The 13,101-nt window shown below is 70.2% G+C and carries 14 protein-coding genes; 13 read left to right on the forward strand and 1 reads right to left on the reverse strand.

Translation table 11 applies throughout. The annotated features are described in order from the left end of the window. Window positions 1-39: 39 nt before the first annotated feature. On the forward strand, window positions 40-2,307 hold the full coding sequence (locus ACYVJJ_RS09835; RefSeq protein ID WP_460833132.1) for a thiamine pyrophosphate-dependent enzyme: 2,268 nt from the start codon (window positions 40-42) through the stop codon (window positions 2,305-2,307). 87 nt (window positions 2,308-2,394) lie between these two features. Here ACYVJJ_RS09835 and ygfZ read toward each other — a convergent pair whose 3' ends face one another. Beyond that, on the reverse strand, window positions 2,395-3,258 hold the full coding sequence (gene ygfZ / locus ACYVJJ_RS09840) for a CAF17-like 4Fe-4S cluster assembly/insertion protein YgfZ (protein WP_460833134.1): 864 nt from the start codon (window positions 3,256-3,258) through the stop codon (window positions 2,395-2,397). Window positions 3,259-3,287: 29 nt separating this feature from the next. Between ygfZ and ACYVJJ_RS09845 the strand changes: the two genes are divergently transcribed. From ACYVJJ_RS09845 to ACYVJJ_RS09900, 12 genes are all read left to right on the forward strand, one after another. Continuing rightward, window positions 3,288-3,461 carry a DUF1674 domain-containing protein gene (locus ACYVJJ_RS09845; protein ID WP_460833136.1) on the forward strand — a complete coding sequence of 58 codons (174 nt, stop codon included), beginning with the start codon at window positions 3,288-3,290 and terminating at the stop codon, window positions 3,459-3,461. A gap of 56 nt (window positions 3,462-3,517) precedes the next feature. Next, a complete protein-coding gene (gene sdhC / locus ACYVJJ_RS09850) occupies window positions 3,518-3,913 on the forward strand; it encodes a succinate dehydrogenase, cytochrome b556 subunit (RefSeq protein ID WP_460833138.1) in 396 nt (131 codons plus the stop codon). Further along, window positions 3,910-4,317: a succinate dehydrogenase, hydrophobic membrane anchor protein gene (gene sdhD, locus ACYVJJ_RS09855; protein WP_460833140.1), complete on the forward strand. Its 408-nt coding sequence runs from the start codon at window positions 3,910-3,912 to the stop codon at window positions 4,315-4,317. Before sdhC ends, sdhD begins: the two co-directional genes overlap by 4 nt. A gap of 14 nt (window positions 4,318-4,331) precedes the next feature. Beyond that, window positions 4,332-6,125 (forward strand): succinate dehydrogenase flavoprotein subunit, encoded by a 1,794-nt coding sequence (gene sdhA / locus ACYVJJ_RS09860; RefSeq protein ID WP_460833142.1) that lies wholly within the window; start codon window positions 4,332-4,334, stop codon window positions 6,123-6,125. 40 nt (window positions 6,126-6,165) lie between these two features. Further along, a complete protein-coding gene (locus tag ACYVJJ_RS09865) occupies window positions 6,166-6,948 on the forward strand; it encodes a succinate dehydrogenase iron-sulfur subunit (RefSeq protein ID WP_460833144.1) in 783 nt (260 codons plus the stop codon). Window positions 6,949-7,073: 125 nt separating this feature from the next. Then, complete coding sequence (locus ACYVJJ_RS09870) at window positions 7,074-7,496, forward strand: MAPEG family protein (protein ID WP_460833146.1); 423 nt, start codon at window positions 7,074-7,076, stop codon at window positions 7,494-7,496. Next, on the forward strand, window positions 7,493-7,744 hold the full coding sequence (locus tag ACYVJJ_RS09875) for an FAD assembly factor SdhE (protein WP_460833148.1): 252 nt from the start codon (window positions 7,493-7,495) through the stop codon (window positions 7,742-7,744). Before ACYVJJ_RS09870 ends, ACYVJJ_RS09875 begins: the two co-directional genes overlap by 4 nt. 28 nt (window positions 7,745-7,772) lie before the next feature. Beyond that, window positions 7,773-8,141, forward strand: coding sequence for a hypothetical protein (locus ACYVJJ_RS09880; RefSeq protein ID WP_460833150.1), 369 nt, complete (start codon window positions 7,773-7,775; stop codon window positions 8,139-8,141). A 24-nt stretch (window positions 8,142-8,165) separates the two neighbouring features. Then, window positions 8,166-9,410, forward strand: a complete 1,245-nt coding sequence (locus ACYVJJ_RS09885; RefSeq protein WP_460833151.1) for a lipoprotein-releasing ABC transporter permease subunit — start codon at window positions 8,166-8,168, stop codon at window positions 9,408-9,410. Beyond that, window positions 9,403-10,119 (forward strand): lipoprotein-releasing ABC transporter ATP-binding protein LolD, encoded by a 717-nt coding sequence (lolD, locus tag ACYVJJ_RS09890; RefSeq protein ID WP_460833153.1) that lies wholly within the window; start codon window positions 9,403-9,405, stop codon window positions 10,117-10,119. Before ACYVJJ_RS09885 ends, lolD begins: the two co-directional genes overlap by 8 nt. A gap of 21 nt (window positions 10,120-10,140) precedes the next feature. After that, the gene (locus ACYVJJ_RS09895; protein WP_460833154.1) at window positions 10,141-12,453 is read left to right on the forward strand and encodes a DNA internalization-related competence protein ComEC/Rec2; all 2,313 of its coding nucleotides are present in this window, start codon (window positions 10,141-10,143) and stop codon (window positions 12,451-12,453) included. 18 nt (window positions 12,454-12,471) lie between these two features. Continuing rightward, entirely contained in the window at window positions 12,472-13,098 is a 627-nt protein-coding gene (locus tag ACYVJJ_RS09900) for a MotA/TolQ/ExbB proton channel family protein (RefSeq protein ID WP_460833156.1), read from the forward strand. Window positions 13,099-13,101 lie beyond the last annotated feature (3 nt).

Consider the following 13,101-nt stretch of genomic DNA (forward strand, 5'->3'; position numbering starts at 1 on the left):
GCCGCTACGACGGGCCCGCGCCCGTCCATGGAAGACTGCATGGCCGCCACGCTCCCGAATCCGATCCCCGCCCGCATGAAGGGGCTCAACCGCGCCGAGATCTGCGACGTCAACTTCACCGAGTTCGTGAAGGCGTGGGACGGCCGCGTCGACGCACGCCCCGCGCCGGGCGAGTCGATCCTCGAGGGCAGCGCGCTCGATGCGCAGGGCTTCCGCGAGCTGTTCGAGTCGCAGCTGGTCAGCCGCCACCTCGATCTGATGGCGCGCGTGCTGCGCGTGCAGAATAAGGTCTTCTACACGATCGGCAGCAGCGGCCACGAAGGCAATGCGATGGTCGCGCGACTGACGCGCCATACAGACCCGGCGTTCCTGCACTACCGCTCCGGCGGCTTCATGGCCGAGCGCTTCCGCAAGCTGCCGGGCATGGATCCGGTGATGGATTCCGCGCTCAGCTTCGCGGCGAGCAAGGATGACCCCGCGAGCGGGGGGCGCCACAAGGTCTGGGGCAGCAAGCCGCTTTGGGTCCTTCCGCAGACGTCGACGATCGCCTCGCATCTGCCGAAGGCCCTCGGCACCGCCGTCGCCATCGAGACCGCGCGACGCATCGGGCATGCGCTGCCCATTCCCGACGACTCGATCGCGATCTGCTCGTTCGGCGATGCCTCGGCGAACCACGCGACGGCCCAGACCGCCTTCAATGCCGCGGCCTGGACCGCCTACCAGAAGCTGCCCGCCCCCGTGCTCTATGTCTGCGAGGACAACGGCATCGGCATCTCGGTCAAGACGCCGACGGGTTGGATCGCGAACCGTTTCCGGCACATGCCGGGCCTGGATTACTTCTTCGCGGACGGCCTCGACCTCGCGCACGGGTACGCCGACGTGCAGCGTGCGGTCGAGCATTGCCGTCGCACGCGCCGTCCCACGTTCCTGCACCTGAAGACGACCCGGATCATGGGCCACGCCGGCACCGACTTCGAAATCGAGTGGCGCTCGATCGAGGAGCTGTGCGCGGTGGAGGCCAGCGATCCTCTCCTGCGCTCGGCCGCGATCGCGCTCGAATCCGGCCTGATGTCGAAGGACGAAGTGCTGGACCTGTACGAGGCCACGCGCCGCAAGTGCTTCGCCGCCGCCGAGGAGGCGGACCGCCGCCCGAAGCTCCAGTCGCTCGATGAGGTGGTGGCGCCGCTCGCGCCCTACAGCCCGGATGCGGTGCGGGCGGAGGCCACACGCACTGACTATGCCGGCCGTCGGCTCGAGGTCTTCGGCAGCGAGGCGAAGCTGCCCGAGAACCAGCCGCCGCGGCACCTCGCCATCCAGATCGGCCAGGCCCTGCACGACCTTTTCGCGAAATATCCGGAAACCCTGCTGTTCGGCGAGGACGTCGCGCAGAAGGGCGGCGTCTATACGGTCACCAAGGGCCTGCACAAGGCCTTCGGCGCACGCCGCGTCTTCAACACGCTGCTCGACGAGACGATGATCTTCGGGCTCGCCCAGGGCTTCGCGAACATGGGCATGCTGCCGGTGCCGGAGATCCAGTACCTCGCGTACTTCCACAATGCGGGCGACCAGATCCGCGGCGAGGCCGCGAGCCTGCAGTTCTTCAGCAACGACCAGTTCCGCAATCCGATGGTCGTGCGCATGGCGGGCCTGGGCTACCAGCGCGGCTTCGGCGGGCATTTCCACAACGACAACTCGATCACCGCGCTGCGCGATATCCCGGGGCTCGTCGTCGGCTGCCCGTCCCGCGGCGACGACGCCGCGACCATGCTGCGCACGCTGATGGCGCTTGCGAAGGTCGACGGGCGCGTGAGCATCTTCCTCGAGCCCATCGCGCTCTACATGACGAAGGACCTCTACGAGCCTGGCGATGGCCTCTGGCTGACGCAGTACCCGGCGCCCGGCGAGGCGATGCCGCTCGGCGAAGGGCGCGTCTACGGGGAGGGCAACGACCTCGTGATTGTCACCTACGGCAACGGCGTGCCGATGAGCCTGCGCGCGGCGCGGCGCATCGAGCAGCAGCACGGCTGGAAGGTACGCGTGGTCGACCTGCGCTGGCTCGTGCCGTTGAACGATGCCTACATCGTCGAGCAGTGCAGGGGCGCCAGGCGCATCGTCGTCGTGGACGAAGGACGTCGCAGTGCGAGCGTGGGCGAGGGCGTCATCACCGCGCTGGTCGAGGGCGGGCTGGGCGCCACGCCTGTCGGTCGCGTGGTGGGGGCCGATACCTACACGCCGCTGGCGGGCGCGGCCTTCATGGTGATCCCCGGCGACGACGACATCGTGGCGGAGGCGACCCGGCTCGCGTAAGCGGGCAGCGCGGCCCGGGATCGATCCTCCCGAGCCGCCTGTGTCGTCTCACCGAACGTGCCGCTTGCGCGAACCGCCGGGCGGGTCTCAGCGCGCGAGCCCTTCCTGAAGCCGTGAAGCGCGAAGGCCGACACCGCCGCAGTGCGCCTCCGGCGGGAGCCGCTCCGGACTTCCGACGCCGAGCACGAGATGGCGACCTCCGTGCGAAGCGGTGCTCACGACCGCCCCCCAAACGCCCGCGGTGCCCTCGATATCGGAGGCGAGCGGCGGCGCGTCCGCCTCGAAGAGCGCCAGAGCGCGCTTGGCCTGCCCCAGGAAGTGCGTCCGCGCCACGATCTCCTGGCCTGGATAGCAGCCCTTCTTCACGCTGAAGGCGCGCAGCCGTTCGAGCGAGAGCTGCTGGGGCGTCCAGCGCTCAGCCTGCTCGGGGCCGAGCCGCGGCAGGCCTGACTCGAGGTCGGCGAGCGCCCAGGCGTCGCTCCCGGCGTTTAGCGCGCCAGGTCCAGACCGCGCCAGTCGAAGTCCGCGCGGCGCGGCGCCCGTGCCCATGTCGAGCTCCCAGCCGTCCTGCAGACGGCCGAGCTCCGGGCCGTTCGCGAGCGCTGGGGCGGCGAACACGCCGGTTGCTACGACATCGCCCGCGAGCGCGATCGCCACCTTGCTTCGGAAAACGAAGCGCCGGAGCGCGGTTGTGAGCGCTTCGGGGTCCGCGTCGGGAAGAACGAGCCAGAGCACCTCGTCCTCGACCCTCAGCAGCGCGAACAGCGCGATGACCCGGCCCTTCGGCGTCAGCCAGCCGTTCCATTGCCAGCGGCCGGGCGGAAGCGCGAGCACGTCGTTCATGAACTGCGCCTGCGCGAATGCCGCGGCGTCGCGTCCAGTGAGCGCGATCACCCGTATATGGGGCAGGGCGAACGGCGATGCCGTTCCACTTTGCAGGTTGTCAGACATGAGGTCCGGACTTAAGCTTTCCGGCTGGAATGATAGGCCACACGACCCCCGACACCCCGCAGGAATCGCCGGAGAATCCGACCTCCGAGCCGGTGCCTGCGGCACCCGCGCATCCGCTTCCGCGCGAGATCGGTGGGCGCCCCGGCCCCGAGCCCACGCGCTACGGGGACTGGGAAAAGGACGGCCGCTGCATCGATTTCTAGCGTCGCCCGCTTCGCCCCGCGGCTGCGCCGCGTCCGCATCGACCGAGATCTCCCGCATGGCGTACCGCGAACGTCCGTTGTCACCGCATCTGCAGGTCTACCGCTGGCAGGTGCAGATGGTGGCCTCGATCATCCACCGTGCCACCGGCGTGATCCTGTCGCTCGGCAGCCTGCTCCTCGCCTGGGGCTTCGTCGCGCTCGCCGCGGGGCGCGGCGCGTGGAGCGATTTCACCGACGCCGCCACGTCGCCGCTCGGTTTCCTGATCCTGTTCGGCTGGACGTGGGCGCTCGCCTACCACCTGCTCAACGGGTTGCGCCATCTGTCGCAGGACATGGGCGTCGGCGTGTCGATTCCCGCCTTCGTCAAGAGCGCCTGGGTCTCGATCGTCGGCAGCCTGGTGTTGACCGCGGTGGTTTGGCTGCTCGCGATGCAGAAGTGGGGTGCGGCATGAGCACGAACTCCGGCTCTCGTCCGCCCATGCTGCGCCACCCGTTGAAGGTCGCCCGCGGCCTCGGCTCGGCGAAGGATGGCACGCATCACTTCCTCGTCCAGCGCGTGACCGCGGTCGCGTTGACGTTCCTCACGCTCTACGTCGTCGGGCTCATCGTCTCGCTGGTCGGCGCCGATTTCGACAGCGTGCGTGCGCGCGTCGGCCATCCGGTCCACGCGACGCTCCTGATCGCCTTCCTCGTCGCGAACTTCTGGCATGCCCGCCTCGGCCTGCAGGTGATCGTCGAGGACTACGTCCATACCGCTGCGCGCTACGCCGCGCTGCAGCTCTTCATCGTATTCGCGTGCTGGATCGCAGGCCTCGCCAGCGTCCTCGCCGTGGTGCGCGTCATGCTCGGCGCCTGATCCGGAAACCCTCGATGCCCGCCGCATACCCCATCCAGGAACACAAGTTCGACATGGTCGTCGTCGGCGCCGGTGGCGCCGGCCTGCGTGCCACGTTCGGCCTCGCGCAGAAGGGCCTCAAGACGGCCTGCATCACCAAGGTCTTCCCGACGCGCTCGCACACCGTGGCGGCGCAGGGCGGCGTCGCCGCGGCGCTCGCCAACATGGGCGAGGACGACTGGCGCTACCACTTCTTCGACACGGTGAAGGGCAGCGACTGGCTCGGCGACCAGGACGCGATCGAATACATGTGCCGCGAGGCGATCCCCGCGATCGTCGAGCTCGAGCACTACGGCGTGCCGTTCTCGCGCACGGAGGACGGCCGCATCTACCAGCGCCCGTTCGGCGGCATGACCACGCGCTTCGGCGAGGGCCCGCCGGCGCAGCGCACCTGCGCGGCGGCCGACCGCACCGGCCACGCGATCCTGCACACGCTCTACCAGCAGTCGCTGGCGCACGACGCGCAGTTCTTCATCGAGTACTTCGCGCTCGACTTGATCATGGATCAGGCCGGCGCCTGCCGCGGCGTGCTCGCGCTCGACATGTCCAGCGGCACGCTCCATCTGTTCCGCGCACACGGCACCGTGCTCGCCACGGGCGGCTACGGCCGCGCCTACTTCAGCGCGACGTCCGCGCACACCTGCACGGGCGATGGCGGCGGCATGGCGCTGCGCGCGGGACTCGCGATGCAGGACATGGAGTTCGTGCAGTTCCACCCGACCGGCATCTACGGCGCGGGTTGCCTGATCACGGAAGGCGTGCGAGGCGAGGGCGGCATCCTGCGCAACTCGAACGGCGAGCGCTTCATGGAGCGCTATGCGCCGAGCGTGAAGGACCTCGCCCCGCGCGACATGGTGAGCCGCGCGATGACGATGGAGATCCGCGAAGGCCGTGGCGTCGGCGAGTTCAACGACCACATCCTGCTCGACCTGACGCACCTCGGCCCCGAGGTGATCCATGAGAAGCTGCCGGGCATCGCCGAATCCGCGCGGATCTTCGCCGGCGTCGACGTCGAGAAGCAGCCGATCCCGGTGATCCCGACCGTCCACTACAACATGGGCGGCATCCCGACCAACTACCACGGTGAGGTCGTGCAGCTGCGCGGCGACGATCCGGATGCGGTCGTGCCGGGCCTTTACGCGATCGGCGAGGCGGCGTGCGTGTCCGTCCACGGGGCCAACCGCCTCGGCTCGAACTCGCTGCTCGACCTTGTCGTCTTCGGCCGCGCCGTCGCGAACCGCTGCGCGGAAACCATGCGCCCGGACATGCCGCATGCGCCGCTTGCGGCGGACTCGGTCGACCCGGCGCTCTCGCGCCTCGATGCGCTGCGCAACGCCAATGGCGGCACGCCGACCTCCGTGATCCGCGACAAGATGCAGCGCACGATGCAGGCCGACGCCGCCGTGTTCCGCACGGGCGAGACGCTTGCCGATGGCGTGCGCAAGATGCGCGAGATCCATGCATCGTTCGCCGATGTGCGCGTCACCGATCGCTCGCTCGTCTGGAACTCCGATCTCGTCGAGACCTTCGAACTCGCGAACCTGCTGGACCAGGCGCTGGTCACGATCGTCTCCGCCGAGAACCGCAAGGAATCGCGCGGCGCGCATGCGCGCGAGGACTTCCCGGACCGCGACGACCAGAACTGGATGAAGCACACGCTGTGTGGCGTCGACGCCGCAGGCAATACGCGCATCGAGTACCGGCCGGTCCACGCCTACACGCTGACCAACGAGGTCGCGCCGGTCCCGCCGAAGAAGCGCGTCTACTGATATCCGTGCCCGCCGCCGGCGGGCGCACCGGAGCCGAACGATGGCCGAATTCACCCTCCCCAAGAACTCGAAGATCCAGAAGGGCCGCCATTTCGCGACGGCCGGCGCCAAGAGCGCGAGGGTCTTCAAGGTCTATCGCTGGAATCCGGACGACGACGCCAACCCGCGCGTCGACACGTACGAGGTCGACCTTGCCTCGTGCGGCCCGATGGTTCTCGACGCGCTCATCAAGATCAAGAACGAGATCGATCCGACGCTGACGTTCCGCCGCTCGTGCCGCGAGGGCATCTGCGGCTCGTGCGCGATGAACATCGACGGCACCAACACGCTCGCCTGCACCAAGGCGATCGACGACTGCCGCCCGGGCGAGGTCGCGATCTACCCGCTGCCGCACATGCCGGTGGTGAAGGATCTCGTGCCGGACCTCACGCACTTCTACGCGCAGTACGCGTCGATCAAGCCGTGGCTGCGCACGCAGAGCCCGACGCCGGCCGATCGCGAGCGCCTGCAGTCGCCGGAGGACCGTCGCAAGCTCGACGGCCTGTACGAGTGCATCCTGTGCGCCTGCTGCTCGACCAGCTGCCCGAGCTACTGGTGGAACGGCGACCGCTACCTCGGCCCGGCGATCCTCCTGCAGGCTTACCGCTGGATCGTCGACTCGCGGGACGAGGACACGGGCGCGCGCCTCGACGACCTCGAGGACCCGTTCAAGCTCTACCGTTGCCACACGATCATGAACTGCGCACGCACGTGCCCGAAGGGGCTCAACCCGGCGCGTGCGATCGGCGAGATCAAGAAGCTGATGCTGGCGCGCCGCGTCTGACGGAGCGTCCGCGTGGCCGTACTGCATCGCGGGCCGGCTCGGCGATGGCGATGAGCCGGCGCGCGTGCAGGAGCTTCCTGCATTGCGTCATCGAGTAGGCACTGCCTGTCGCGAGGAGGACCCGCTTGGATACCCGCTCGATCTGGCTGCCCGCGCTCGCGATGGTCGCGCTGACGTTCCTGGTCTGGCTGAGGATGTTCTTCGCCCGCGTCGGGCAGATGAGGCGTGAGCGCATCCACCCGCAGAAGGTCGCCACCTCCGCGCAGGCCGCGGCGCTGCTTACCGACAGCCGCGCGGCCGACAACTTCCGCAACCTCTTCGAGCTTCCGGTGCTGTTCTATCTCGCGCTTGTGGTGGCCGAGCGCATCGGGAGGGTCGACGGAGTCACGCTGGCACTGGCCTGGGCGTTCGTATCGGCGCGCGTCGCGCACAGCCTGGTGCACGTCACGTACAACCGCGTGATGCACCGATTCGCCACCTATGTCGCCGGTGGCCTGCTGCTGGTGCTGCTGTGGGTCTACGTTGCGGCGGGGCTGGTCGCACGATGATAGGCACCGATCCCGAGGTGAAGGCGCTGCGCTGGCGATGCCGGCGCGGCATGCGCGAGCTCGACCAGTTGCTCGAGCGCTGGCTCGACCGCTGCTGGGCGGCGGCTTCCGAGCCGGAACGAGCGGTTTTCCGACATCTCCTCACCCTCGAGGACGATAAGCTCTGGCGAGCCTTCCTCGGACAGGACCCGCTGGACGATGCCGCCGCGCAGGATCTCGTCGCCACCATCGCCGCACTCGAGCATTGACTGGGGCCCTTCGCGCCTCGTCGCGGCGATGCTTGCGCTGCTCGGCGCACTCGCCGTGCCCGCCGTCCTGGTGAGTGCGATGCCGCGCGCGGTGGCGGTCCCGGTCGCACTGGTGGCCGTTCTTGCCTCGCTGCGGGCCGTCCGTCGCGAACTCTGTCGCCCCGGCATGCGCATGGAGTTCCTCGCCGATGGGCGGGTGACGGCGGACGCACGGCCCCTCGACGACGTCCGCCTGTGCTGGCAGGGACCGCTCGCGATCCTCGATGCCCGCGATGGCGGTCGGCGGCTTCGGCTCGTCGGCTGGCCCGACGTGCTCGATCGGGGCGTCCGTCGTGAACTCCGCCTGTGGGCGCTGGCGACGCGTCCTGCGCGCCGGCCGCCGTCGGTGGCACCATAGCCGACCCCTGGCCGCGCCGACCGAATGTTCACTCCGCTCCCCGTCGCCATCGGCCTGCGCTACCTGCGCGCGAAACGCCGAAACGGTTTCATCTCCTTCATCTCGCTGGCGTCGATCCTCGGGATCGGGCTCGGCGTCGCCGCGCTCATCACGACGCTCGCGGTCATGAGCGGATTCCAGCGTGAGATCCGCGACCGCATGCTGCAGATGGTGGCGCATGCGACGGTCAGCGGTTACGGCGAGCCGATCGAGGACTGGCGCACCGCGGTGGGCCGCGCGATGGCCGACAAGCGCGTCGCCGGCGCCGCGCCGTATGTGGAGGCCCAAGCGCTGCTCTCGGGCCCGCGCAAGCAGCCCGCGATCGTGCGCGGCGTGCTTCCCGCGGAGGAGCGGACCGTCTCCGTGCTCGGCGGCAAGATGGTGGAGGGCCGCCTCGAGGACCTGAAGCCCGGGAGCTTCAACATCGTCCTGGGCCGCGAGCTCGCGCTGTGGCTGGGTGTCGGCATCGGCGACGACGTGGTGATGATGACCTCCGAGGCGCGTGCGACGCCGCTCGGTGCGCTCCCCCAGATGAAGCGCTTCCGGGTGAGCGGCCTCTTCGAGGCGGGCTATAACGAATTCGACCGCGGCATGGCCTTCGCGCACATGCAGGACCTGCAACGCCTGCAGCGCATGGGGCAGGGCGTCACCGGCGTACGCCTGAAGCTGCACGACATGGACCAGGCCTGGGAGGTCGCGCGCGACCTCGCGCTTTCGCTCGGCGGGCCATACCGCGTCAGCGACTGGACGAGCGAGAACGCCAACATGTTCCGCGCGCTCAAGATGGAGAAGACCATCATGGCGATCCTGCTGTCGCTGATCATCGCCATGGGCGCGTTCAACCTGGTGTCGTCGCAGGTGATGCTGGTCACCGACAAGCAGGCCGACATCGCGATCATGCGCACGCTCGGGCTGAGCCCGCGGGGCGTCATGCAGGTCTTCATCGTGCAGGGCACGCTGATCGGCGTGATCGGCACCGTGCTCGGCGTGGTGTTCGGCATCCTGCTCACGCTCAACCTCGAGCACATCCTGCGCGGGATCGAGGCGGTGCTCGGCGTGCAGCTCCTTCCCGAGGACGTCTACTACATCACCGGCCTGCCCACGGAACTGCAGGCGGGCGACGTCGTCGCGATCGCCGCCGTCGCCCTGCTGATGGCCTTCATGGCGACGATCTATCCCGCCTGGCGCGCCTCGCGTACGCCGCCCGCCGAGGCGCTCCGCTATGAGTAAGGTTCGCTTGGACGATTCGGAGCCGGTGATCCACGCCGAGGGCCTCGGCAAGACCTATGCGGAAGGCGCACTGCGTACGCCAGTGTTCGACGGACTCGATCTCGCCGTGGCGCGGGGCGAGACGGTCGCGATCCTCGGGGCCTCGGGCGCAGGCAAGAGCACGCTGCTCCACCTGCTGGGCGGCCTCGACACGCCCACCGCGGGCGAAGTGTTCGTCGCCGGCCAGAAGATGAGCGCGCTGTCCGACGCCGAGCGCGGTCGACTACGCAATCGCGCGCTCGGCTTCATCTACCAGTTCCATCACCTCCTTCCCGAGTTCACCGCGCTGGAGAACGTGATGCTGCCGGTGGTGCTCGGTGGCGCGCCGGTGGCGGAAGCGCGTGCCCGCTCGCAGGCGCTGCTCGAATCGGTGGGGCTCGGGCACCGGCTCGCACACAAGCCCGGCGAGCTCTCGGGCGGCGAGCGGCAGCGTGCCGCGGTCGCACGGGCGCTGGTCAACCGCCCGGCGTGCGTGCTGGGCGACGAGCCGACCGGCAACCTCGACGAGAAGACCGCCGCGACCGTCTTCGACCTGATGCTCACGCTCAACCGCGAGCAGCGCACCAGCCTGGTGCTCGTCACGCATGACCGCCGCCTCGCGCGTCGGCTCGATCGTGTGCTCGAGCTGCACGAGGGGCGATTGCGACAGCTCGCGCCGGACGAGGTCTAGTCCGGCATGCCCGCGGCAAGGATGCCGCCCTCGCTCCCCATCATCGCCATCGCCGCGCTCGCGGGCGTCGGCGCGTGCCTGGCCTGCGCGTCGTTGCCGACAGTGCCGGCGGTCCTCGCGGTACTCCTCGCCGCCGTTCTCGCCTCGCGCAGCAGCCTCGTCGCGGCGATGCTGCTTGCGGCGTTCGCCTGGGCGACGCTGCATGCGGGCTGGTCGCTTTCGCGGCAGGTCCCGGCGCAGCCCGCGAAGCATGACGTCGTGGTCGACGGGCGGATCGCGGGGCTGCCCCGGTATGAGCCGCGGCGCGTCGTCTTCGAGTTCGATGTCGAGCGCGCCCGCGGGCTAGCCCTCGACGGCCGTCGCGTGCGCGTGTCCTGGTACGCCGACGGCGAGGTGCCGCCGCCGGTGCTGCGCGGCGGCGAGCGCTGGCGTCTGGCCGTGCGGCTGCAGGCGCCGCGTGGATTGCGCAACCCGGGCGGAACCGATGCGGAACGGCATGCGTTCGCCGATTGCCTCGCGGCGACCGGCTACGTCCGGGGCGACGCCGCGCGCAGGCTCGAGGCCGGGTCGGGGCTTGCCGCGTGGCGCGACGCCGCGTCGGCACGTATCGCGAGTGCCGTCCCCGACGGCACGTCGCGTTTCGTGCGCGCGCTCGCGCTCGGCGACACGCGATGGCTCACGGACGAGGACTGGGCCGTCCTTCGTGCCAACGGGCTCACCCATCTCGTCGCGATCAGCGGCTTCCACGTGGGGATGGTCGCGGGTGCCGGCGCCGCGCTCGTGCGCCTGCTGTGGTGGCTGGCACCGGCGTTCGGGCGGCGTTGTCCTGCGCGCGTCGCCGCGGCGGTCGTCGGCGTGGCCGCGGCCGGGCTGTACGCGGCGGCGGCCGGCTTCTCGCTGCCCACCCTGCGCACGCTCGCGATGATCGTCGTCGGCGCGCTCGCGCTCGCCGCGCGACGCCGCTTCTCGACGATGCAGGCACTCGCCGTCGCGCTCCTCGCGATCCTTCTGGTGGATCCGCTTTCCGTGCTGTCCGCCGGCTTCTGGCTCAGTTTCGCGGGTGTGGCCTGGCTGCTCTGGTGCATGCCGCGCGCCGGTTCGAGTCCTGCGCGCGACCTCGTCCGCGCACAGGCGGTCGCGAGCGTCGGCCTGCTGCCGCTCACGGTCCTGCTGTTCGGCGAGGCCTCGCTCGCCGGTCCGTTCGCGAATCTCGTGGCGGTGCCGCTCTGGAGCCTCGTCGTCGCACCACTCGCCGTCCTCGGGCTCGGGCTCGACTTCGTCCACGTCGGCATGGCCGAGCTGCTCTGGCGCGCGGCGGCACGCGTGTTCGATGTCGGCTGGCCCCTGTTCGAGTTGCTCGCGCGTAGCCCGCTCTCGCTCCTCAGGTTGCCGGAAGCGCCTCCGCTGGCGGTGCCACTGGCGCTGGTCGGCGCGTTCTGGCTGCTGTTGCCACGCGGCACCCCCGGTAAGGCCGTCGCGCTGCTGCTGTGGCTGCCCCTGCTGTGGCCGGACACCACGCGGCCGGCCGAGGGTGCGTTCGAGATGCACGTGCTCGATGTCGGGCAGGGACTCGCCGTCGTCGTCCGCACGCATCGGCACGACCTGCTCTACGACGCGGGCCCGGCTGTGCCCGACGGCTTCGACGCGGGCGAACGGGCGGTGGTGCCGGCGCTGCATGCGCTCGGCGTCCGTCGGCTGCACCGGTTCGTCGTGAGCCATGGCGACCTCGATCACGCGGGCGGGGTACAGGCCGTGATCCGCGCCGTGCCGGCGGATCGGATGCACGCCCCTGCGGGCGGCCCGGTGAGGGCTGCGCCATGCCTCGCTGGCGAGGCGTGGGCCTGGGACGGGGTCCGTTTCGAGTTCCTGCACCCGCCGCCGCTCTTCCCGTACCTCGCGAACGAGTCGAGCTGCGTGCTCCGCATCCGCGGCGCGACGGGGTCCGCGCTGCTGACGGGCGACATCGGCGACGTCGTGGAGGATCGTCTCGTAGCGCGATACGGGCGTGCGCTCGCCTCCGACGTCGTGCTCGTCGCCCACCATGGCAGCCGCGGTTCCTCGGGCGAGCGCTTCGTCGCGGCGACCCGCCCGCGGGTGGCGTTGATCTCGGCGGGGCACGCGAATCGCTACCGTCATCCCGCCTCGACCGTGATGGAACGCTGGCGCGGGGCCGGCGCGGAGGTCCACACGACTGCGCAGGGCGGGGCGCTGCGCGTCCGGCTGGGTGCGGACGGCATCACGGTCTCCGAGCGGCGGAGCGAGAAGCGCCGCCTGTGGGACGCCAGCCATCGGGCGGCCGGCCACGAGCGTGGGCTATCCTACGGACGCGACTAGACGCGGGAGACGACTGCAGTGCTGGAACTGGTGAAAGCCGGCGGTTGGCCGATGATTCCGCTGCTGCTGCTGTCCGCGCTCGCGCTGGCGCTCATCGTCGAGCGCGCGTGGACCCTCCGCCGCACCCGCGTGCTGCCGCCGCGCCTGGGCGACGAGGTCCGCGTCTGGGCGGCCCGCGGCAACCTCGATCCGGCCCACATCGACTCCCTTCGCGCGACGTCGCCGCTCGGCGCATTGCTCGCATCGGTGCTCGACATGCGGCAGCGCCCGCGCGAACACATGCGCGAGCGCGTCGAGGACGTCGGTCGCCATCTGGTGCACCGCATGGAGCGCTACCTCAACACGCTCGGCACGATCGCGGCCGCGGGCCCGCTGCTGGGGCTGTTCGGTACTGTCGTCGGCATGATCCAGATGTTCCTCGGGATCCTCGACCACGGCATCGGCGACGTGAACCAGCTCGCCGGCGGCATCGGCAAGGCGCTGGTCTGCACGGCGGCGGGCATGATCGTGGCCATCCCCGCACTGATCGCGCACCGCTGGTTCCGCGGGCGCATCGCCGAGTACATCGTCGACATGGAGCACGAGGCGATCCTGCTCATGGATGTCGTCGAGCGCAGCCCGCGCACCGAGCCGCAGGCGGCCTGAGCC

It is taken from the genome of Lysobacter humi (ex Lee et al. 2017), assembly GCF_054781815.1.

Coding starts and splice junctions, on each gene's coding strand:
- ACYVJJ_RS09835 (WP_460833132.1), top strand. CDS start 40: ATGGCCGCCACGCTCCCGAATCCGATCCCCGCCCGCATGAAGGGGCTC.
- ygfZ (WP_460833134.1), bottom strand. CDS start 3,258: ATGTCTGACAACCTGCAAAGTGGAACGGCATCGCCGTTCGCCCTGCCC.
- ACYVJJ_RS09845 (WP_460833136.1), top strand. CDS start 3,288: ATGATAGGCCACACGACCCCCGACACCCCGCAGGAATCGCCGGAGAAT.
- sdhC (WP_460833138.1), top strand. CDS start 3,518: ATGGCGTACCGCGAACGTCCGTTGTCACCGCATCTGCAGGTCTACCGC.
- sdhD (WP_460833140.1), top strand. CDS start 3,910: ATGAGCACGAACTCCGGCTCTCGTCCGCCCATGCTGCGCCACCCGTTG.
- sdhA (WP_460833142.1), top strand. CDS start 4,332: ATGCCCGCCGCATACCCCATCCAGGAACACAAGTTCGACATGGTCGTC.
- ACYVJJ_RS09865 (WP_460833144.1), top strand. CDS start 6,166: ATGGCCGAATTCACCCTCCCCAAGAACTCGAAGATCCAGAAGGGCCGC.
- ACYVJJ_RS09875 (WP_460833148.1), top strand. CDS start 7,493: ATGATAGGCACCGATCCCGAGGTGAAGGCGCTGCGCTGGCGATGCCGG.
- ACYVJJ_RS09880 (WP_460833150.1), top strand. CDS start 7,773: ATGCTTGCGCTGCTCGGCGCACTCGCCGTGCCCGCCGTCCTGGTGAGT.
- ACYVJJ_RS09885 (WP_460833151.1), top strand. CDS start 8,166: ATGTTCACTCCGCTCCCCGTCGCCATCGGCCTGCGCTACCTGCGCGCG.
- lolD (WP_460833153.1), top strand. CDS start 9,403: ATGAGTAAGGTTCGCTTGGACGATTCGGAGCCGGTGATCCACGCCGAG.
- ACYVJJ_RS09895 (WP_460833154.1), top strand. CDS start 10,141: ATGCCGCCCTCGCTCCCCATCATCGCCATCGCCGCGCTCGCGGGCGTC.